Origin of the sequence: Psychromicrobium xiongbiense, assembly GCF_030271165.1 — a bacterium.
Classification (GTDB): Bacteria; Actinomycetota; Actinomycetes; order Actinomycetales; family Micrococcaceae; genus Renibacterium; species Renibacterium xiongbiense.
Genome location: NZ_JASSZH010000002.1, coordinates 22,117 through 42,483, shown reverse-complemented (window position 1 = coordinate 42,483; position 20,367 = coordinate 22,117). Strand labels below are relative to the sequence as shown.

Sequence of the window (20,367 nt, the reverse complement as noted above, 5' to 3'; positions counted from 1 at the left end):
CAGTACTGTCGCAATAACGGCCAGGAACGGGTTCGACGAGCCAAAGACGCGCCGTAAACCAAATGTTTTTCGGAGTGTTTGCACTCGTAGAGACTACCTAAATGTGCTTCCGGCCGCCCGGAGGCACCTCAGTTGCCGTAGAAGTGCTCCTCGAAAACCGCCCGCGCCTGGCGGGTGAGCCGCAGGTAATCCTCTTCCAGCTGGGCCCCGCTGCCCGGCGGGTAACCACACCACCGGGCCACCGCTTCCAGGTCCCGGCCGGCAGAGGGCAGAATGTCGCTGCTCTTCCCACTCCACAGGACCAGGCTGGACCGGATTCGGGTGGCCAGCCGCCAGGACCTGGCCAGTAGGGCGGCATCGACCGCAGGCAACAGCCCGGTATCCCCCAGCGCGGCGAGCGCCTGAAGCGTTGAGGTGGTCCGTAGCGCCGGGTACTCGTGAGCATGCTGCAACTGCATGAGCTGAACGAGCCATTCGACATCGCTCAGACCGCCACGGCCGAGCTTGAGATGACGCGAAGGGTCAGCTCCCCGGGGCAACCGCTCCGCCTCCACCCTGGCCTTGATCCGCCGGACCTCGCGCAGCTCCGAATCCGGAAGAGCCACCGGATACCGGATGGTGTCAGCCCAGGCCAGGAAATCAGCGGCCAGAGCGTCATCGCCTGCCAGTGGCCTGGCCCGCAGCAACGCCTGAGCCTCCCAGACCAGTGACCAACGGGCGTAGTACTCCTGATACGACTCCAGCGATCTCGCCAGGGGACCGTCTCTGCCCTCAGGACGGAGACCGGCATCGATCATCAGCTCCCGTTCGGCCAGCACCGCAGGCTTGAGCGGGTGACTGAGCAGGGCGCTGACCCGGGCGGCGAGCTGCTGTGCCTGCTGCTGCGCCCGCTCCGGATCGGCACCGGGCAGCGGGCGGTGCACAAACAGGACGTCAGCATCGGAGCCGTAGCTGATCTCCCGGCCGCCCTGTCTGCCCATGCCCACCACCAGCAGGGAGGTCTGCAGCTCCCCCGCTTCAAGCTCGGCGACCCTGAGCGCGCCCAGAACGGCGGCCTGATCCGCATCGGAGAGCGCATGGCCCAGCTCGCCCGCCGTGATCACACCGGCACTGTCCGCCAGCGCTATCCGCAGCAGTTCACGCCGCCGGATCAGCCGGATCAGCCGCATCGCCTTCTCCGGCTCCGGATTGCGCGACATCTTCGCCAGGATTTCCTGCCACTGTGCGGCCAGGCTCAGGGGTTCCAGATCCTTATCGCTGCCCAGCCAGGCAGTCTGTTCCGGCGACACCTCCAGCAGATCCGCCACCAGGCGGGAACTGGAAAGCACATGGCAGAGACGCTCCGCAGCGGCTTGCGAGTCACGAAGCATCCCAAGATACCAGTGGCTGGCCCCCAGGGACTCGCTCAGCCGCCGGAAAGCCAGCAGGCCGCCATCGGGGTCAACACCCTCAGCCAGCCAGCCGAGCAACACCGGCAGCAGCTGGCGCTGCAGCGCCGCACGGCGCGAGACTCCCGCGGTGAGCGCCTGGATGTGACGCATGGCACCGAGGCTGTCCCGGTACCCTAGCGCCGCCAGCCGTGCCTGAGCAGCCGCCGGGCTCAGTGCGGTTTCCTCGGCGCTGAGGTGGGCAGTGGTGGCCAGGAGAGGACGGTAGAAGATGCGTTCGTGAAGTGCCCGGACCTGACGCTTGACTCCGCGCCATTGCTCCAGCAACGCCTCAGCACTGGGCCGTGTCTGGGCAAAAGCTCCCTGGCTGGAACGGGCCAGGGCACGCAGGGCTGCGCTGGAGGTCGGCAGCAGATGGGTCCTGCGCATCTGAACCAACTGGATACGGTGCTCCAGGACGCGCAGGTACCGGTAGGCAGCATCGAGTTCAGCGCCGTCGGAACGCCCGATGTATCCGCCGGCCGCCAGAGCGGCGATCGCCCCCGTCGTGTCGCGGCGACGCAGGCCGGGATCGGTTTTTCCATGGACCAGTTGCAGGAGCTGCACCGTGAATTCCACGTCCCGCAGACCACCGATCCCGAGCTTGAGCTGGCGTTCCTTCTCCGCCTCCGGAATATGATCGCTGACCCGACGGCGCATGGCCTGCACGGACTCCACGAAGCCCTCGCGTTCAGAGGAGTTCCAGATGAGAGGCTCAATGGCGGCCTCATAGCGCTGCCCCAGCGAGCGGCTGCCTGCCAGCGTCCGAGCTTTGAGCAGGGCCTGGAATTCCCAGTTCCGCGCCCACCGCCGGTAGTATTCCAGATGCGACTCCAGGGTGCGTACTAGTGGGCCGTCTTTGCCCTCCGGACGAAGATTCGCGTCCAATTCCCACAGACCGGGTTCCCGGCCCGGGGCAGAAATCACCCTGGCCAGGGTCGAGGCGAGGGCTGTGCCGATTTCCACCACGCGTCGCGAGTCAAGGTCACGGCTCTCCACCACGTAGATGACGTCGACATCGGAAATGTAATTGAGCTCCCGCGCGCCGGTCTTGCCCATACCGATCACGGCCAGGTCCACCGCCGCGATCTCGGTGGCCGGGAAGGTCCGGGCGAGATCTGCCCGGGCAACGGCAAGGCCTGCCTCCACCGCAGCGCCCGCCAGATCAGCCAGTTCCGCCGCAACGGTGGGCAGCGCATCCGTGGGCGACGCTGCGCTGAGGTCCCGCAGAGCCAACTCCGCGAGCTTTCTCCGGTAGACCTTGCGCAATTCCAGTGTGGCCAGCGCCGGATCCTTCCGAGCCACCGGTCGTTCGCTGTAGGGGTCTGATCCGACGGCGCGGAGCAGGGCTTCGCGCAGGGATTCTGCGGGCACGGCGAGCGGTTCAGCACTGAGTGGGTGGCCGAAGATGCCACCCTCGTCCGGGTTGCGGATCAGGAAGTCTGCCAGCGCCTCTGAGGCGCCCAGGAGCCTGAAAACGGGCTCCTGAGCGCTTTCCGGGCCCTTGAGTATCTGCGCCACCTGAGAGGCCAGCGGCTCGCGGGCAGCCAGGATTCGCACCAAAGACTGCAGGGCGAGGTCAGGATCCGCCGCGAAAGCGAACCCCTTGAGTAGCTGCTCGCGGTCCAGGCTGTCCAGCTCAGGTGCAGCAAGAAATCGACTGCTTTTCTCAACATCGGCAAAGCCCAGCGAGATCAGCGTGCCATGGAGGCTTTTCATCAACGCCTCAGGTCAGAGAATTCCAAGGTTCTTCTGCAACTCGTAGGGCGTCACCTGCAGGCGGTAATCCTGCCATTCGGCCCGCTTGTTCCGTAGGAAATGCTCGTAGACGCGCTCCCCGAGGACCTCGGCCAGGAATTCGGATTCTTCCGCGATCCGCACCGCATCATGCAGGCTGGAGGGCAGCGGATCGTGTCCCAGAACCCTGCGCTCCGCGGTGGTCAGCAGCGAAATATCCTCTTCAGCCACGGAGGGCAGCTCATAGCCTTCCTCGATGCCGCGCAACCCGGCGCTCAGCAGCACGGCGTAGGCCAGGTACGGGTTGGTGGCCGAGTCGATGCCCCGGTACTCGATCCGGGCCGACTGCCCCTTGCCCGGTTTGTACAGCGGCACCCGCACCAGCGCCGAGCGGTTGTTGTGGCCCCAGGAAAGGTAACTCGGGGCTTCACCGCCACCCCAGAGGCGCTTATAGGAGTTGACGAACTGGTTGGTCACGGCAGTGAACTCCGGCGCATAGCGCAGGATGCCGGCAATGAACTTGCGTGCCGTCGCGGAAAGCTGGAACTCCGCCCCTGCTTCGAAGAAGGCATTGGAATCGCCTTCGAAGAGCGAGAAGTGCGTGTGCATCCCGGATCCGGGATGCTGGGAAAACGGCTTAGGCATGAAGGTCGCATAAGCCCCCTGTTGCAGGGCGACCTCTTTGATCACCGTGCGGAAGGTCATGATGTTGTCCGCCGTCTGCAGAGCATCCGCATAACGGAGGTCTATTTCGTTCTGGCCCGGACCCCCCTCGTGATGGCTGAACTCCACGGAGATCCCGACGCTCTCCAGCATGCCCACCGCAGTGCGGCGGAAGTCCTGGGCCACGCCCCCGGGAACGTGATCGAAGTACCCGGCGTGATCCACCGGTACCGGCTGGCCGTCTGCACCGAGTTCTTCGGATTTGAGCAGGTAAAACTCAATTTCGGGATGTGTATAGCAGGTGAAACCCATATCCGCCGCTTTGGCAAGGGTCCGTTTAAGCACATGCCGTGGATCCGCTGCAGAGGGCTGCCCGTCCGGGGTCAGAATGTCACAGAACATCCGGGAGGTCTGCTCGGTATCCCCACGCCAGGGCAGAATCTGGAAGGTTGAGGGATCCGGCTGCAGGAGCATATCGGATTCGTAGACCCTGGCCAGGCCTTCAATCGAGGAGCCGTCAAAACCAAGGCCCTCCTCAAAGGCGCCCTCCACTTCTGCCGGAGCAAGGGCTACTGACTTCAGTGAACCCACCACATCGGTGAACCAGAGACGCACAAAACGCACATCCCGCTCCTCGATGGTGCGCAGCACGAACTCCTGTTGACGGTCCATGGCTGTCCTCTCCGTCGTCCGGTCCGCTCAGGGCAATACCGGAAGGGCCATTCTGGGCTTCGGGCTCCGTGGTATCGGGCCGGTTGAAGCGTGGATTCCTGCCCAGCATCGCACGGTTGTGCGGCGCGTGGGCACACTACTGAATACTCTACCCAGCCTCGGTGCCATTGCCGGGTTAGCAACGTATTTTCTGGGTCCGGAGGACGGCAAGTCGAGTAGGCTCAGACTATGAATTCAGCCGAACAGCCTGCCCCTTACGGCACGGGTTCCACCGCCTCTGCGGCACCTGTCACTCCCTTGCAGCGCAAGGTGCGAATTCCGCATTTGCAACAAGCCAAAGATGAGGGCCGGCGCTTTGCGATGCTGACGGCTTACGACCAGTACGCCGCTCAGATCTTTGATGAGGCGGGTATTGAAGTTCTGCTGATCGGTGATTCCGCCGCCAACAATGTCTATGGCTATGAGTCGACACTGCCGGTCACGGTCGACGAACTACTTCCGCTGTGCCGCGCAGTATCCCGGGCCAGCCATCATGCCCTGGTGGTCGCAGACCTTCCCTTCGGCAGTTATGAGGCCTCCCCGGCCCAGGCGGTCATGACAGCCGTCCGGTTCCTCAAAGAGGGCCTGGTCGCTGCGGTCAAGGTGGAGGGAACCCACCGCCACGCTCCGCACGTCCGGGCCATGGTGGAGGCCGGAATCCCGGTCATGGCACATATCGGGTTCACCCCGCAGAGCGAGCACGCCCTGGGAGGCTACCGGGTGCAGGGCCGCGGCGATTCCGGTCAGGCCATTATTGACGATGCCGTCGCCCTCGCAGAGGCGGGCTCTTTCGCCGTGCTGATGGAAATGGTGCCAGCCTCGGTGGCTGCCGCCGTGGACGCCGCGGTCCACGTCCCCACCATCGGCATCGGTGCCGGAAATGCCACGACCGGCCAGGTCCTGGTCTGGCAGGACATGGCCGGTCTACGCGGCGGGCGTGTCGCCAAGTTTGTCAAGCAGTATGCTCAGCTTCGTGAGATCCTCAGCGAGGCTGCACGCAGCTACGGGGATGAGGTCAGGTCCGGGGTGTTCCCCGGAGAAGAGCATTCATTCTGAGCCTTCAGGCGTTCTTAGGCGTGCAGGCCGATCCGGGTTGCGGTGATGGTCGAGCCGTTCTTGGTCCCGGAGACGCTGATGGTGTCGCCTGCCTTGAGATCACCGACGGCGATGGTGGTGGGCTGCGGGTGATTACCCTTGGCTCCAGGGCCAGCCTTCTTGCCCTGGTTACCGTTCTGGCCCTGGGCGGAACCGGTGTTCGGTCCACTGGAGCTCGGGCTGCCGGATGACTTCGCAGGTTTCGCGGGCTTGGCCGGTAGCTTGACGATCTTGGTCGAAGAATCGATCGCGTAGGTCTGTACGAAGCCGTCGCTGCTCTTCACCGTCAGGGACGTCGCCGAGACGGATTCAATGGTGCCGTTCTGCACTTCCACTGTGACGGTCTTGCCATTGCGTTCCACCACGTTTTCGCCGTGAAGAACCCGGCCGCGACCTTGGCCCTTGGCGGCTGCCGCGGTGGAACTGGAACTGGAACTGTCGGCCGTGGAGCTTGTCGCGGCGTAGACCGCCGTCGAGCCTGCACCAACCACCAGTGCCGCAGCAGCCGTGGCGATCAGCGCTGTGCGCACGGGGTGACGACGCTTCTGTGATGACGTGGGCGGCATCTGAGACAGGTCGGGGGTTTCAAACTGGTTCACGATTCTCCTTGAACAGCACTGGTCTCACTGAATACCACATCATCGTCGCAGGCCAGCTTGTGACCACTCCGTGGCTCACATCAGCGTTCGCTGAGGCTGCTCCCAACTAGGTGTAGCAGAAATTGCACAAGGAAACGTTTCTACGTGCAATTTCTGCTACACAGTTGGGAGGGAGGAAGAGAGTAGGGTCAGGAATCCTCGTCGCCGGCTTCCCAGGCCTCATTGCGCTCGTGGACCTTCTCCAAGGCATGCTCAGCCTCTTCCCTGGTCTCGTAGGGGCCGATCAACGCTGTCCAGTCCGACTGGGCATCCTCTTCGACTTCATGGGTTTTGACGTTGTACCAAAACTGCGGCATCGCACTTCCTCTTCTCGGATGGGATCTTGGTCGGCTCGCATCTGCAGAGGCAGCGGACCGCCCCGGCGTCTGCCTTCAGTTTAGGGTGCTGACCGCCTGGATGCAGGAGGTCAGAGTTGAGGCAGGAAGAATCGTCGCCGTGCGTAGGATGGTTCCATGCCTCACGCACCCCTCGGCACCCTGACGCCTGGAATCCTCAGCCCGCAGCGGGCTGTCCCCTCTTCGATCCCGCGGCCGGAGTATGTCGGCAAGCCCGGGCCTGCTCCGTTCACTGGTTCCGAGGTCAAATCAGCGGAAACCATTGAGCGCATCCGCCGTGCCTCCAAGGTTGCCGCTCAGGCCATTGTGGCGGTCGGCGAGCACATCGTTCCGGGGGTGACCACTGACGAGCTGGACGCCATCGGGCATCAATTCCTGATCGACCACGGCGCCTACCCCTCGACCCTCGGCTACCGGGGATTCCCCAAATCGCTGTGTTCCTCGCTCAATGAGGTCATCTGCCACGGTATCCCTGACTCGACCGTGGTGCAGGACGGCGACATTCTCAACATCGATATCACGGCCTATCTGGGCGGTGTACACGGGGACACGAACTACACCTTCCTGGTGGGTGATGTCGATGAAGAGTCCCGGCTACTGGTCGAACGGACCGAGGAATCCCTGCGAAGGGCCATCAAGGCGGTGGCTCCGGGACGGCAGATCAATGTCATCGGCCGGGCCATCGAGTCCTATGCCAAGCGTTTCGGCTACGGGGTGGTCCGCGATTTCACCGGGCACGGCGTGGGCGAGGCCTTCCACACCGGCCTGATCATTCCGCACTATGACGCCGCACCGGCCTATTCGACACTGATCGAACCCGGTATGGTCTTCACGATCGAACCGATGCTCACCCTGGGCGGCATCGACTGGGATCTCTGGGCCGACGACTGGACTGCGGTGACCCGGGACCGTAGCCGTACCGCCCAGTTTGAACACACGCTTCTGGTCACGGAGACCGGAGCGGAGGTTCTGACGCTGCCGTAGTGCCAGAGGTACGGAATGCGCCGTTCATATTGCTTTTACTCGCGGTCAATGACCGTCATCTGTGATTAGCTGTTTTTCTACACTTGCCCTGTTCACCGTCAGCTTTCGACCCCTCCGGAGTTGTTATGTCCTCTCATGAATCGTCCTCCCACATCATCGGCATCGATATTGGTGGTACCGGGATCAAGGGCGGCATTGTCGACCTGGACAATGGCAAGCTGATCGGGGAACGCTTCCGGATCGACACCCCCCAGCCTGCTACTCCGGAAGCGGTTGCCGAGGTGGTCCGGCAGGTCGTCGACGAACTCATGTCCCGCCCGGAGGCCCCCAGTAAAAACTCACCCATCGGCGTGGACTTCCCGGCGATCATCGTTCACGGCGTGGCCCGCTCGGCGGCCAATGTCGACAACAGCTGGATTGGCACCGATGCCGATGCTCTGCTGACCTCGGTCCTCAAGCGTCCGGTCCACGTGATGAACGATGCCGACGCCGCTGGCGTGGCGGAAGCCAAGTACGGCGCCGGCAAGGGTGTCAAAGGCACCGTGCTGGTGATCACTCTGGGCACCGGCATCGGCTCTGCCTTCATCTTCAACGGAAAGCTGGTCCCCAATGCGGAACTCGGGCATCTGGAGATCGACGGTTTCGATGCTGAGACCCGGGCCTCAGCATCGGCCCGGGAACGTGAGGACCTGCCCTGGGACGAGTACGCTCAGCGACTGCAGCGTTACTTCTCTCACGTGGAGTTCCTGTTCTCCCCCGAGCTGTTCATCGTCGGCGGTGGCATCTCCAAACGCAGCGAAGATTATCTGCCGCAGCTCAAGCTTCAGACCAAGATCATCACCGCCGAGCTGAAAAACAACGCCGGAATCGTTGGTGCAGCTCTTCAGGCCTCGCGTCACTATCGCAAAAAGTAGGCCCGCGCCGCGCCTGTGTGCGAGTGGTCCCCCGGATCACCGTTGCCGGTGACCGGCCGACGCCAAGTGGTGCCGGTGGTGGCTCGGGCTTCCCCTCCCCAGCCACCACCGGAGTTCAGAGACGATCCCGCTGCTGTGACTGCGCAGAATCCCGGTTGCTGGCTGCTTCCTTGCGGAGTGCGGCAATCGCGGTGTCAAAATCGTCGAGAGTCTCGAAGGCCTGGTAGACGCTCGCGAAGCGCAGGTAGGCGATGGTGTCGAGCTTTTGCAGCGGCCCCAGAATGGCCAGCCCCACCTCGTGTGCCTCGATTTCGGCGGCACCGGCTGAGCGGATGCTCTCTTCAACTTCCTGCGCCAGCAGGGCCAGATCATCCTCACTGACCGGCCGCCCCTGGCAGGCCTTGCGGACGCCGTTGATCACTTTGCCCCGGCTGAACGGCTCGCCGATGCCGGAGCGCTTGATCACCGTCAGGCTGGTGGTCTCCACCGTGGTGAAACGTCGTTCACACTCCGGGCATTGCCGACGGCGCCGGATCGATGATCCGTCATCGGACACCCGCGAATCGACCACCCGCGAGTCGGGGTGACGACAGAACGGACAGTACATCAGCCACCTCCTTCGCTCCGGTCAACACACAGGCTAACACTAGATATAGCGGAACTACAAGGCTGTTATTACTAGATGTAGTGGTCCAACAGGACGGACGCCGTAGCTCACTGCAGGCGAACGGCAACCGCCTCACCGTGGGCCGGCAGGCCTTCAGCATCCGCCAGCGCAATGATCGAACCGGCAACTTCCGCAAGCGCCGCCTCGTCGTACTGGATCTCCTGAATTGCCTTCAGGAAGGTGTGAACGCCCAGGCCCGAGGCGAAGGCTGCGGTGCCGCCGGTCGGCAGCACGTGGTTGGATCCGGCACAGTAGTCCCCCAGGCTGACCGGTGAGGACGGGCCAATGAAGATGGCACCCGCGCTGGTCACCCGCCCCGCGAGGATGGCGGCATCGTCTGTCATCACTTCCAGGTGCTCCGCCGCGTAGGCGTTCACCACGGCCAGTCCCTGCTCCAGGTCATCCACCAGCACGATGGCGGACTGCTGGCCGGCCAGGGCCTGCCGGGCCCGCTCGGCGTTCTTGGTGGCGGCCAGCTGCCCCTCCAGTGCTTGGCGCACCCCGGCCGCCAGCTCCGGCGAGGAGGTCACCAGCACCGAGCCGGCCAAGGGGTCGTGTTCGGCCTGGCTCAGCAGGTCCGCGGCCACATAGGCGGCAGGTGCCTGGTCATCGGCCAGGATCGCAATTTCTGTGGGGCCCGCCTCGGCGTCAATGCCCACCCGTCCGCGCAGCAGCCGCTTGGCGGTCGCCACGAAACGGTTCCCGGGGCCGGTGATCAGGTCCACCGGTTCGAGGGCCTGGCACTCCCCTTCGGCCTCCAGCCCGTAAGCGAGTGCGGCAATGGCCTGGGCTCCACCGAGGGAATAGACCTCCTCGACGCCAAGCAGAGCAGCTGCGGCCAGGATGGTGGGGTGCGGCAGGCCACCCCATTCCTTCTGCGGCGGGGAGACCAGCACCATGGAACCCACTCCGGCAGCAAGTGCCGGGACCACATTCATGATCACCGACGAGGGGTAGACAGCCAGGCCGCCGGGAACATAGAGCCCCACCCGGAGCAGAGGTTCCCAGCGCAGGGTGACGGTGGCTCCCGGGGCGACCTCGACGGACACCGTGTCAGGTCGTTGGGCCCGTGCCACCTTCTGTGCCCGCTCAATGGAGGTCTCCAGCGCCCGGCGTACCGTGGGATCCAGGGTGCGCAGCGCCTCCTGAAGGGCCGCTGCGGGGACACGCGGATTCTCCAGCTTGATCCGGTCGAAGGCTGCGGTGAGTTCGAGAACCGCAGGCCAGCCCTCCTGCTCCACACGGGAGAGTACTCGCCGAACGGTGTCCTCGGCATCGGCAGCCGCGCCCGGCTCAGCCCGGGGCACCACGGCACGCAGTTGCGCGGTGCTGAGCTCACGGCCACGCAGATCGATCTGACGGATCAACCCAGTCTCGGTCAGCTCAGTCTCGCCAGCGTCTTCCGGTGCGGCTTCTACGGAGGGCATCGGTTCCACGGGATTACTCACCCCAGAAGTTTAGCCGTTCCGGCTCAGCAGCCGCGGTACCAGGTTCAGCCCAGGAACCAGCTCAGGATCAGCTGGCTTCCAGGCAGGCCGGGCCCAGCAGAACCTTCAGGTCCCCGAAGAGCGCAGGGTTCGGGTTCACCCGCCGGTGCAGCGGAAGTTTCATGATCTTCACCGAGGAGGTTCCGGTCAGGTGCAGCCGCACCTCGGAGTTGCCCGGATGGGTGCCAAGGACCTCGCCGAGCGCCTGCAACACCGGCTCGGTGGCCTTGTGTTCCAGCAAGGAGATCACCACCGGCCCGTTGGTGCCCTCGGTCAGATCCGGCACCGTGAGTTCCATGGCGTTGAGCGTGATATTCCCGTCGTCACGTTTCTGCAGTCGCCCCTTGACCGTCACAATCAGATCCTCGGCCAGAATCGAGGAGATCGGTCCGTAGACCTGGCCAAAGAACATGACCTCCATTGAAGCGCCCAGATCCTCTATTTCGGCGCGTGCATAGGCGTTGCCGCTGGCCTTGGCGATCCGACGGGAGAGCGAGGTGATCATGCCGGCAATGGTGACGATGGCACCGTCGGCCGGCCCGTCATCGCCGATCAGGTGGCTGATGCTCGCCTCTGCATGCTGAGCCAGCACGCCTTCCAGCCCCTGCAGAGGGTGGTCGGAGACATACAGGCCAAGCATGTCCCGCTCGAAGGCCAGCTTGTCCTTCTTCTCCCATTCCGGCAGGTCCGGCACGACGACGGCCAGCCCGCTGGTCTCACCTGGCTCGTCGAAGGCGCTGAACAGGTCGAACTGGTTGGCGGCCTCATTGCGTTTGAGAACGACGACCGAATCGATCGCTTCTTCATGGATCATCGCGATGGCGCGCCGCGGGTGGCCCAGGGAGTCAAAGGCCCCGGCCTTGATCAGCGATTCAACGGTGCGCTTATTGCAGACGACGGCCGGGACTTTCAGCAGGAAGTCGCTGAAGTTCTCGAAGGCACCCTTCTCCTGGCGGGCAAGCACCAGGGCGTGCACCACATTGGCCCCGACATTGCGGATGGCACCCATACCGAAGCGGATGTCCCGGCCCACCGGGGTGAAGTTCAGCGCGGATTCGTTGACGTCCGGCGGCAGCACCGTGATGCCCATCCGTCGGCACTCATTGAGGTACATGGCGGATTTGTCCTTGTCATCACCCACCGAGGTGAGCAGGGCCGCCATGTATTCGGCCGGGTAGTGAGCCTTGAGGTACGCCGTCCAGTAGGAGATCAGCCCATAAGCCGCAGTGTGGGCCTTGTTGAAGGCGTAGTCCGCGAAGGATTCTAGGACCTTCCAGAGCGCATCCATCGCCTGCTGCGAATAGCCGTTGGCAGCCATACCGCCGAAGAAATCAGCCTGCTGCTTATCCAGCTCCGACTTCTTCTTCTTACCCATGGCGCGGCGGAGAATATCTGCCTGACCGAGGCTGAAGCCGGCCAGCTTCTGGGCCGCGGCCATCACCTGCTCCTGATAAACGATCAGGCCGTAAGTTCCACCGAGGATCTCCTCCAGCGGAGCTTCCAGCTCCGGGTGGATCGCGGTGATCTCCTGCTGCTTGTTCTTACGCAGCGCGTAGTTGGTATGCGAGTTCACGCCCATCGGTCCCGGGCGGTAGAGCGCAATCACCGCGGAGATGTCTTCGAAGTTGTCCGGTTTCATCAGCTTGAGCAGCGACCGCATGGGTCCACCGTCCAGCTGGAACACGCCGAGCGTGTCGCCGCGGGCCAGCAGCTCATAGGACTCGACGTCATCGAGCGCCAGGTCTTCGAGCACCAGATCAAAATTCTGATTGAGCTTGATGTTCTCAATCGCATCGGAAATGATGGTGAGATTTCGCAGGCCCAGGAAGTCCATCTTGATCAGTCCCAGGCCCTCACAGGTCGGGTAATCAAACTGGGTGATGATCTGGCCATCCTGCTCACGACGCATGATCGGAATGATGTCGATCAGCGGGTCGGAGGACATGATGACGCCGGCCGCATGCACACCCCACTGCCGCTTGAGCCCTTCCAGGCCGAGCGCGGTTTCGAAGACACGCTGCGAGTCGGCGTCGCTCTTGAGCAGTTCCCGCATCTCTTCGGCCTCGGAATACCGTTTGGCCTCGGGGTTGTGGATATCGGCCAGCGGCATACCCTTGCCCATCACATCCGGCGGCATCGCCTTGGTGAGTCGCTCACCGGTGGAGAAGGGGTAGCCGAGCACGCGAGAGGAGTCCTTGAGTGCCTGCTTGGCCTTGATCGTCCCGTAGGTCACGATCATGGCGACGCGTTCATCGCCGTATTTTTCGCTCACATAGCGGATCACTTCGGAGCGACGCCGATCATCGAAGTCAACGTCGAAGTCAGGCATGGAGACACGTTCCGGGTTGAGGAAGCGTTCGAAAATCAGCCCGTGCTTGAGCGGATCCAGATCCGTAATGCGCATGGCATAGGCCACCATGGAGCCCGCACCGGATCCACGCCCCGGACCGACGCGAATGCCGTTGTCCTTGGCCCAGTTGATGAAGTCCGCCACCACCAGGAAGTAGCCGGGGAACCCCATCTGCACGATGACGCCGACCTCGAACTCAGCCTGCTTGCGCACCTCGTCCGGGATGCCCTGTGGGAATCGGTAGTGCAGCCCCTTTTCGACTTCCTTGACGAACCAGGACTGCTCATCCTCACCTTCCGGCACCGGGAATCGCGGCATGTAGTTGGCGCTCGTGTTGAACTCCACATTGCAGCGCTCGGCGATCAGCAGCGTGTTGTCACAGGCTTCGGGGAAGTCGCGGAAGAGCTGGCGCATCTCCTGGGGCGACTTGAGGTAGAACTCATCGGCATCGAATTTGAACCGCTTGGGGTCCGCCAGCGTGGAGCCGGACTGGACGCACAGCAGCGCCGCGTGGCTGGAGGCATCCTCGGCATGGGTGTAGTGCAGATCGTTGGTCGCGACCAGCGGCAGGCCCAGTTCCCTGGCCAGCTTGACCAGGTCCTTCTGGACGTTGCGCTCAATGTCCAGGCCATGGTCCATCAGCTCACAGAAGAAGTTCTCCGCACCGAAGATGTCCCGGAAATCGCTCGCCGCCTGAACGGCTTCCCGGTAGAGACCCAGCCGCAGTTTGGTCTGGACTTCGCCGGAGGGGCAGCCAGTGGTGGCGATCAGGCCTTTGCCGTACGTCTGGAGCAGGTCCCTGTCCATGCGGGGCTTGTACAGGTAGCCCTCAAGGGAGGCGAGAGAGGAGGCACGGAAAAGGTTGTGCATTCCCCCGGTGTTCTCCGCCCACAGCGTCATATGGGTGTAGGCACCCGCACCGGAGACGTCATCGCGACCGCCATCGCCCCAGCGCACCCGGCTACGATCCCGTCGCGCCGTGCCCGGAGTCAGATAGGCCTCGACGCCGATGATCGGTTTGATGCCGGCGTTCCGGGCCTTGTTCCAGAAATCGAAGGCTCCGAAGACAAAGCCATGGTCGGTGGTGGCCACCGCATCCATCCCGAGTTCGGTGGCATGCGAAAACAAGTCACCCAGCCGGGCTGCGCCGTCCAGCATGGAGTATTCAGTGTGATTGTGCAGGTGGACGAATGACTCTGAAGTACCGGTGCTTGCCACCTCACCATTCTAGCCTCGCCCGGCCCTCAGCAGGCCTGGACGCACCGAGGCTCAGGCCGGTCCGCGAAGCACTTCAAGGGCGTAGTCCAGATCCGAGGGGTATTCGCTGGTCACTTCGATCCAGTCGCCTGTGACCGGATGAGTGAACCCCAGGGTCCTGGCATGGAGCCATTGACGGGTCAAGCCGAGCTCAGCGGCGAGCCGCGGGTCCGCACCGTAGGTCAGATCCCCGGCACAGGGATGATGCAGGGCGGAGAAATGGACTCTGATCTGGTGAGTCCGCCCGGTGCGCAGGTGGACCTCGACGAGGCTCGCCCGGCCGAAGGCTTCCAGGACTTCGTAGTCGGTAATACTCGGCCTGCCGTCCTCCAGAACCGCGAAGCGCCAGTCATGCCCGGGGTGACGTCCGATGGGCGCGTCGATGGTTCCGTGCAAAGGGTCAGGCAGCCCCTGGACCACCGTGTGGTAGACCTTGTTGACCGTGCGGTCCTTGAAAGCCTGCTTGAGCCCGGTATAGGCACGCTCCGTCTTCGCAACAGCCATGGCTCCGGAGGTCCCGACGTCCAGACGGTGCACGATGCCGGCCCGCTCTGGTGCTCCCGAGGTGGAAATACGGTAACCGGAGGCCCGTAGCGAGTCGATGACGGTGGGGCCGACCCAGCCAGGGGATCCGTGCGCGGCAACCCCCACCGGCTTGTCCACCACAACGATGTCCTCGTCCTCCCAGAGCACGTCCAAACGCACTCCGGCGCTGGCCGCAGCGGCGGCGCTCTGCGCGGAGACCTCGGGTTCGCGCACGGTAAGCACCGTGCCCGCCTCGACCCGGGTGGATTTGGCCAAAGTAGCGGCATCCACCGTCACCCGCCCTGCGCTGAGCAGAGCCGCCGCCTGAGAGCGGCTGACGCCGAGCAACTCCGCCAGCACGGCGTCAGCCCGCTGGCCGTCAGAATGCTCCGGGATCACCACGGTGCGCAGCTGCTCCGCATTCGTTTCGCTCATGATCCGTCTGTTTCGGTCTGCTCGTCGCTGCTGGTTCTCCGGGGCGCCTTCGAGCCCCTGCTCACCGCCCGGTTATTGAGCGGGATGCCCTTCAGCGTCAGCAGGCAGATCAGGATCACGCCGCCCACGACGGCAGAATCAGCCATATTGAAGATCGCGAAGTTGGGGAAGGAAATGAAATCCACCACGTGGCCCATGCCGAAACCCGGCGAGCGGAACAGCCGGTCGGTGAGGTTTCCGAGCGCACCGCCAAGCACCATACCCAGGGCGATGGCCCACCAGACTGACGTGACCTTCCGCGCCAGGTAGATGATCACCACCGAAACGGCCGCCATCACCACGGCGAAGATCCAGGCATAGCCCTCGCCTATGGAGAAGGCCGCACCGGAGTTGGTGATGTAGTACCAGCGCAGCACCGGCGGGAATACCTCGGTCACCTGATACAGCTGCATCGTAGAGGTGACCCACAGCTTGGTCAGCTGATCGGCGGCATAGGCGACCACAGCCAGTGAAATCAGCCAGGCCAGCAGGACCCCCCGCGATCGCCGGGGGGCGGCAGGTCCTCCGGAAGTCTGGGGGTGGTCGCCGGTCTCATCGGGTGCAGTCATGATTACCTCGGTCAAGACGATGGCCGGTGTCCAGCAGCTGCTGGACACCGGCCATCGTCAACAAATAGAGCCTACGAGCAGAGTGCTCAGGATTCAGCGGTTTTTCCGCTGTCCTGGCCGTCACCCGAAGCGACAGAACCACGCGCCTCGAGATCGCTGAGCTGGCCCTCGATGTAGGCCTTCAGGCGTGAACGGTAATCCCGCTCGAAGCTACGCAGCTGCTCGACCTTACGCTCGAGCACCGCGCGCTGCTGTTCCAGATTGCCCAGAACCTTGCGACTCTTCTCCTGTGCTTCGTTCACCAGGCCTGAAGCCTCAACCTGAGCTTCACCGATGATCTTGTCACGCTGCTGCAGACCTGCAGTCACATACTCATCATGAAGCTTCTGCGCCATGGTCAGCACGCCGGCAGCGGACTCAGCCGTCGGGTGGATCGCCGGAGCGGCAACCGGAGCCGGAGCAACCGCAGCAACCGGGGCGGCGACGGGAGCAACCTCCTCCTTGGCAGCGGGAGCAGCAGGCTTCTCCACCACAAGAGCGGCGGCCTCAGCAGCAGCCACGGGAGTTGCCGGGGCGGCAGGAACCGCCTGGCCAGCCTCGGCAAGACGCTTACGCAGCTCGTCGTTCTCCTGGTAGAGACGACGCAGCTCGACGACGATTTCGTCAAGGAAATCGTCTACCTCGTCCTGATCGTAGCCTTCACGAAACTTCGTGGGCTGAAATCGCTTATTGACAACGTCTTCTGGCGTCAGGGCCATCTAGTCACCTCATAGGGGTTTAGGACCGACACCCGAACGCATTGAACGACCGGGCCTCAAGTACTTTATGCGTGATAACTCACTGTAGCGGTTGCGCTCATGGAGACGCGCTACTTGTTTTCAGAATATAGCCATAAAACCGGCGAAACTAATTGACCCTCATGACGCGAGTCCAGAAGTCACCGTCAGAAGGATCCAGGTCACGATGAAAATCACGATCAGACCGACATCCAGCGAGATTCCACCGAGATTCAGCGGTGGCACCAACCGGCGCAGAAGTTTCAGTGGTGGATCCGTCACAGAGTACACCCCGGTAGCAGCAATCAACGCCACGCCTTGTGGGCGCCAGCCACGGGCAAGCTGTTGGATCCAGTCAAAGATGATGCGCAGCAACAACGTGAGATAGAAAAGCAAGATCACGGTGTAGAGGAGGGTGAAAATAATGCTCACTGCAACAGCGTACTTGCCCCGAGGACCGAATCAGCTCTGATTGAAAAAGCTGGCCTGGCTTTCGCTGTCCTTCTGGTCTTCACCCAGCACCTGCACGAAGGAGGGCGAGAGTAGGAAGACCTTGTTGGTGACACGTTCGATGCTGCCATGCATGCCAAACACCAGACCGGCAGAGAAGTCCACCAGGCGCTTCGCATCGGCTTCGCCCATATCGGTCACGTTCATGATCACCGGGATGCCGTCACGGAAGCTCTCACCAATGATTTTGGCGTCATTGTAGGAGCGAGGGTGCACCGTGGTGATGCGCTTCAGACCAGTCTGCTCTTCACGAGAGGACGCGGCACGCTTGATCGGCGTCACCGGGGCGCGGTATTCGGCCTGCGGTGCGGGAGCAGCATGGTTTTGTCCGTTGTCGTAATCCACAGTACGGTCCTCAATTTTCTGGGCGGGGCGAGACGGCATGGGCGCAGGCTCCTCATGAGCCTCATAGCGCTCGTCGCCGTCAGCGAGCCCCAGGTAAATCATGGTCTTACGCAGAGCGCCAGCCATTTCTGCTCCTTGGTCAGTGAATTTCTCGTTGAACTGCTGCTCCTTCGAAGCTACCCCACGGCTGGGCGCGGACCGAGGACATCCGAACCAATCCGAAGGTGTGTCGCGCCGTGTCGCACAGCAGCCTCAAGATCGCCACTCATTCCGGCGGAAATGCCGTCCGCGGCACTGTAGCTGGACCGCACAGTGGCGCTGATCCTGGCCAGTCGGGCAAAAGCCGCATCAGGATCCTCACCGAGAGGCGCCACGGCCATCACTCCCGCGAGGCGTAGCCCCTCGGCATCATCAAGGCGGGCAGCCAGCTCGGCCACCTGAGAGGGTAGCGCTCCCCCTCTGCTCTTCTCCGGCATCGCCGTCGCTGTCAGGTCCTCCAGAGCGGGGTTCAGATCCACCTGAATGAAACAATCCAGAGGTTCTGCTGCTGCGCGGACCACCGCAGCACGGGACAGCGCCCCCACCAACGAGATCCGGTCCACCGAGTGGATCGCCTGGGCATATTTGACGACGGATCTGGCTTTATTGGCCTGCAACTGGCCGACGAAATGCCAGTGCAGCGCCAGTCCGGAATCCGCGGCACCCAGCAGGCTCAGGCTCCGGTTCACCAGGGCGGCTTTCGCGGAAGCCTCCTGATCCCGGCTCTCCCCTACGTCCCGGACACCCAGTTCCGCCAGGGTCAGCACGTCTACAGCCGGATGAAATTTGGTCACCACAATGAGGGTCGGTTCTTGCTCCCGCCCGGCGGACTCAGAGCTGGCAGAGATCCTGGCCCGGACATTCGAGAGTCGCCGTGCCAGTTCGTCGGCCCGGGAAGACTCCACTGGCGCAGGCCGACTCGCCTCGCTCACGACCCGCTCCGGTAGACGATGCCGGCGAACCGACCCGCTGATCCGCCCCGGTGGGAGAAGAATCGACGATCTTCCAGAGTACAGACATCCAGGCGGTGAACCCGGACGCCCTCGGCCTCGAGTTGCGCCTGGGCACCGGCGCGCAGATCAAGCGATGGGGTACCCCAGGAGGTCTGGGCAAAGGTCTCCGGCACAGCGGATGCCACCTCCGCGCGCAATTCCTCCGGGACCTCGTAGCAGGCTCCGCAGATAGAGGGGCCTATCCAGGCTTCAAGCTCCACTCCCCCACGTGCACGCAGCGCCTGCGCAGTTTCACGCACGATATTGGCTGCGACACCCTTCCGGCCCGCATGGACCGCAGCAGCAAGCCCCCGGCCCTCCGCTGTTTCCGCCACCCAGAGAATGGGCAGGCAATCGGCAACAAGCACTGCCGCAGCCCGGTCAGAGGTGAGCAGCCCATCGGCGACCGGCTGCTCCTGCACCGGCGGAGCCCCCAGCTCATCGACCCAGACCACGGTGGTTCCGTGGACCTGGGTCATGAACTGAACTGGACCGCCATCGAGCGCATTTACCAGATGTTCCCTACGGGCAGCCGCCTGAGGATCAGCAGCACCGCCAGCCGGGACTCTCAGACTCAGGGAGCCGGAGGAAGCATCTGTGAAAACGCCAGTCCACTCCCCGCGAAGGTGGTGTTGCCAGAAATACATTCCTGAATCAGATTTACTTCAGGAAGTCCGGAACGTCCAGATCATCCATCCGGGAGGCACTGAGATCCGGCTCCACGATAGCGGGCAGTTCCTCGTCAAAGCCGTGGTCGACGCCGGACTGTGACGAAGAGCTGTTCTGGCCCCAGCTGGAGAGGCTGGGGGCTGCGGCCGCCGGGGCAGCGGCGGCGACGGGTGCCTCCTGGCGCGTCGCACGGTCGGGCAGCGGTGCGCTCGTCGCATCGACGTTGTCGAAACCGGCAGCGATGACCGTGACGCGAGCCTCGTCGCCGAGTGCATCGTCGATGACCGCACCGAAGATGATGTTCGCCTCGGGGTGTGCCACTTCCTGCACCAGTCGCGCGGCCTCGTTGATTTCGAAGAGACCCAGGTCGGAACCGCCCTGAATGGAGAGCAGCACACCATGGGCCCCCTCGATGGAGGCTTCCAACAGCGGCGAGGCGATGGCCAGCTCCGCGGCCTTGACGGCACGATCCTCGCCACGGGCCGAACCGATACCCATCAGAGCGGAACCTGCACCCTGCATCACGGACTTCACATCGGCGAAGTCCAGGTTGATCAGGCCCGGGGTGGTAATCAGGTCCGTGATGCCCTGAACACCGGAGAGCAGCACCTGATCCGCGGAGCGGAAAGCATCGAGCATCGAGACATTGCGATCGCTGATCGACAGCAGACGGTCGTTCGGGATGACGATCAAGGTATCGACTTCATCGCGCAGCGAATCGATACCGGACTCCGCCTGGTTGGAACGGCGGCGTCCCTCGAAGGTGAACGGGCGGGTGACCACACCGATGGTCAGGGCACCGAGGGAGCGTGCGATGCGAGCCACCACCGGAGCACCGCCAGTGCCGGTGCCGCCACCCTCACCTGCGGTGACGAACACCATATCGGCACCACGGAGCACCTCTTCGATCTCCTCGGCGTGGTCCTCAGCAGCCTTGCGTCCAACCTCCGGATCCGCGCCTGCGCCCAGCCCACGGGTCAGTTCACGCCCGACGTCGAGCTTCACATCAGCATCAGACATCAGCAGCGCCTGAGCATCGGTGTTGATCGCAATGAACTCCACGCCACGCAGGCCTACTTCGATCATGCGGTTGACAGCGTTCACGCCGCCGCCGCCGATGCCGACCACTTTGATGACGGCCAAATAGTTCTGCGGTGCTGCCACGGTTGGTGTCCCTTGTTC

General features: G+C 63.4%; 18 protein-coding genes. 3 read left to right on the top strand and 15 right to left on the bottom strand.

All coding sequences use genetic code 11. From position 1 onward, the window contains the following. Positions 1 to 128: 128 nt before the first annotated feature. Entirely contained in the window at positions 129 to 3,146 is a 3,018-nt protein-coding gene (locus QQM37_RS00860; RefSeq protein WP_285724090.1) for a bifunctional [glutamine synthetase] adenylyltransferase/[glutamine synthetase]-adenylyl-L-tyrosine phosphorylase, read from the bottom strand. Positions 3,147 to 3,158: 12 nt separating this feature from the next. Further along, positions 3,159 to 4,499: a glutamine synthetase family protein gene (locus QQM37_RS00855; protein WP_285724088.1), complete on the bottom strand. Its 1,341-nt coding sequence runs from the start codon at positions 4,497 to 4,499 to the stop codon at positions 3,159 to 3,161. A gap of 228 nt (positions 4,500 to 4,727) precedes the next feature. On the opposite strand from QQM37_RS00855, the gene panB reads away from it, so the two are divergent. Next, positions 4,728 to 5,594 carry a 3-methyl-2-oxobutanoate hydroxymethyltransferase gene (gene panB / locus QQM37_RS00850; protein ID WP_285724087.1) on the top strand — a complete coding sequence of 289 codons (867 nt, stop codon included), beginning with the start codon at positions 4,728 to 4,730 and terminating at the stop codon, positions 5,592 to 5,594. Between the two features lie 14 nt (positions 5,595 to 5,608). On the opposite strand, the gene QQM37_RS00845 is transcribed toward panB, so the two are convergent. Together QQM37_RS00845 and QQM37_RS00840 are read right to left on the bottom strand one after the other, a co-directional pair. Further along, entirely contained in the window at positions 5,609 to 6,232 is a 624-nt protein-coding gene (locus QQM37_RS00845) for a DUF5666 domain-containing protein (RefSeq protein WP_285724084.1), read from the bottom strand. Between the two features lie 188 nt (positions 6,233 to 6,420). Beyond that, positions 6,421 to 6,588, bottom strand: a complete 168-nt coding sequence (locus QQM37_RS00840; RefSeq protein WP_285724082.1) for an SPOR domain-containing protein — start codon at positions 6,586 to 6,588, stop codon at positions 6,421 to 6,423. A 156-nt stretch (positions 6,589 to 6,744) separates the two neighbouring features. Between QQM37_RS00840 and map the strand changes: the two genes are divergently transcribed. Together map and ppgK are read left to right on the top strand one after the other, a co-directional pair. Continuing rightward, positions 6,745 to 7,611 (top strand): type I methionyl aminopeptidase, encoded by an 867-nt coding sequence (gene map / locus QQM37_RS00835; RefSeq protein ID WP_285724080.1) that lies wholly within the window; start codon positions 6,745 to 6,747, stop codon positions 7,609 to 7,611. 125 nt (positions 7,612 to 7,736) lie between these two features. Next, entirely contained in the window at positions 7,737 to 8,525 is a 789-nt protein-coding gene (gene ppgK, locus QQM37_RS00830; RefSeq protein ID WP_285724078.1) for a polyphosphate--glucose phosphotransferase, read from the top strand. Between the two features lie 115 nt (positions 8,526 to 8,640). On the opposite strand, the gene nrdR is transcribed toward ppgK, so the two are convergent. From nrdR to ftsZ, 11 genes are all read right to left on the bottom strand, one after another. Continuing rightward, entirely contained in the window at positions 8,641 to 9,132 is a 492-nt protein-coding gene (gene nrdR, locus QQM37_RS00825) for a transcriptional regulator NrdR (RefSeq protein ID WP_285724076.1), read from the bottom strand. A 107-nt stretch (positions 9,133 to 9,239) separates the two neighbouring features. Continuing rightward, positions 9,240 to 10,619, bottom strand: a complete 1,380-nt coding sequence (hisD, locus tag QQM37_RS00820; RefSeq protein WP_420030101.1) for a histidinol dehydrogenase — start codon at positions 10,617 to 10,619, stop codon at positions 9,240 to 9,242. 88 nt (positions 10,620 to 10,707) lie between these two features. Next, positions 10,708 to 14,247, bottom strand: a complete 3,540-nt coding sequence (dnaE, locus tag QQM37_RS00815; protein ID WP_285724072.1) for a DNA polymerase III subunit alpha — start codon at positions 14,245 to 14,247, stop codon at positions 10,708 to 10,710. 51 nt (positions 14,248 to 14,298) lie between these two features. Next, positions 14,299 to 15,246, bottom strand: coding sequence for an RluA family pseudouridine synthase (locus tag QQM37_RS00810; protein WP_285724070.1), 948 nt, complete (start codon positions 15,244 to 15,246; stop codon positions 14,299 to 14,301). Continuing rightward, positions 15,243 to 15,854, bottom strand: coding sequence for a signal peptidase II (lspA, locus tag QQM37_RS00805; RefSeq protein WP_285724068.1), 612 nt, complete (start codon positions 15,852 to 15,854; stop codon positions 15,243 to 15,245). The genes QQM37_RS00810 and lspA overlap by 4 nt, the downstream gene beginning before the upstream one ends. A gap of 86 nt (positions 15,855 to 15,940) precedes the next feature. Continuing rightward, entirely contained in the window at positions 15,941 to 16,612 is a 672-nt protein-coding gene (locus QQM37_RS00800; RefSeq protein WP_285724066.1) for a DivIVA domain-containing protein, read from the bottom strand. Positions 16,613 to 16,771: 159 nt separating this feature from the next. Continuing rightward, a complete protein-coding gene (locus QQM37_RS00795; protein ID WP_285724064.1) occupies positions 16,772 to 17,062 on the bottom strand; it encodes a YggT family protein in 291 nt (96 codons plus the stop codon). A gap of 30 nt (positions 17,063 to 17,092) precedes the next feature. Further along, entirely contained in the window at positions 17,093 to 17,611 is a 519-nt protein-coding gene (locus QQM37_RS00790; RefSeq protein WP_285724062.1) for a cell division protein SepF, read from the bottom strand. A gap of 50 nt (positions 17,612 to 17,661) precedes the next feature. After that, positions 17,662 to 18,456, bottom strand: coding sequence for a YggS family pyridoxal phosphate-dependent enzyme (locus QQM37_RS00785; RefSeq protein WP_285724059.1), 795 nt, complete (start codon positions 18,454 to 18,456; stop codon positions 17,662 to 17,664). After that, positions 18,453 to 19,163, bottom strand: coding sequence for a purine nucleoside phosphorylase YfiH/LACC1 family protein (locus tag QQM37_RS00780; RefSeq protein ID WP_285724057.1), 711 nt, complete (start codon positions 19,161 to 19,163; stop codon positions 18,453 to 18,455). Before QQM37_RS00780 ends, QQM37_RS00785 begins: the two co-directional genes overlap by 4 nt. A 13-nt stretch (positions 19,164 to 19,176) precedes the next feature. Then, on the bottom strand, positions 19,177 to 20,349 hold the full coding sequence (gene ftsZ / locus QQM37_RS00775) for a cell division protein FtsZ (RefSeq protein WP_285724055.1): 1,173 nt from the start codon (positions 20,347 to 20,349) through the stop codon (positions 19,177 to 19,179). Between the last annotated feature and the right edge of the window lie 18 nt (positions 20,350 to 20,367).